The 1166-nt window shown below is 38.7% G+C and carries 1 protein-coding gene; it reads left to right on the forward strand.

What is annotated here, in order from left to right; translation table 11 throughout:
• Window positions 1-525 precede the first annotated feature (525 nt).
• A partial coding sequence (locus tag FYJ75_RS14265; protein ID WP_268878610.1) for a reverse transcriptase domain-containing protein occupies window positions 526-1166 on the forward strand: 641 nt, incomplete at its 3' end.

Genomic DNA, 1166 nt, shown 5'->3' on the forward strand with positions numbered 1-1166 from the left:
TTCCCAGAGGTGGGAGTTGTATGTGATATGCCGGAGGTCTATAAAATACCTATGGTTAGAATGGAATAAAAGCTGACGAGTACAGCTAAAAACTGACGAATCCTCGAATGTACAGGTCTATATCGGGATGTGGTCGAAAGGTCATGTGACACAATTAGTGTCGTTACTTGTGGATGAGTAAAAATCGTTCATATGAAAGTCCATACAATGTTACAGGCATTGGTAAAGTAACAGGCTTATAGAGGAAACCTAAGGGTATATGTAAAGATAGCATATTTGGAACGTGGAAAGCTGGCAACATGGAGATTTTACCATCTGTGAAGTGTTTACAGGGAAAAGCTGTGTGAGATTAGCATAGTTATAACCTGTATTTATGCCAGTGAGAGTGGTGGCACAGTACCGATGAAACCATGATAATAAGTGGTGGAGGGATAGCCACTAGTCGTGTGCTAGAGCAAGTAGAGAGTTCAGCATGGGTTCGTGTAAGACTAAGAGATGTATTACTCTGAAAGGAGGGTACAGACCATGTTGAAGAAAGACAAGCTGAGATACAACGAATATTTTGATATGCAGAGCATATTTGATGAGTTGTATCAACAAAGCAGAAACAACAATAATTTTTACAAGTTAATGGAGGTAATAGGTTCAAAGCAGAATATCAGATTAGCATACAGAAATCTGAAAGGTAATACTGGTAGTAAAACCAAAGGTACTGACGGAAAGACAATAGAGGATATTTCCAAACTTAATGATGAAATGCTGATAAAGGAAGTGAGAGCCAGATTAGAGGACTATAATCCATTACCAGTGCGGAGAGTATATATTCCAAAGCCTGGCAGTGATAAAAAGAGACCTCTTGGCATACCGACCATATGGGACAGACTGATTCAACAATGTATTTTGCAGGTGCTAGAACCCATATGCGAGCCGAAATTTCACAATCATTCCTATGGATTCAGACCAAACAGAAGTACCCACCACGCAGTCAGCAGAATGGTAAGCCTTATCAATTTAGGCAAACATTATTATTGTGTGGATATTGATATTAAAGGATTTTTCGATAATGTCAATCATGGAAAACTAATGAAGCAAATCTGGAATCTTGGAATCAGGGATAAAAGGCTGTTGTGTATTATAAGCAAACTTTTAAAGTGTGAAATCGAGGG

The sequence above is a fragment of the Roseburia porci genome (assembly GCF_009695765.1).
Lineage (GTDB): Bacteria > Bacillota > Clostridia > Lachnospirales > Lachnospiraceae > Roseburia > Roseburia porci.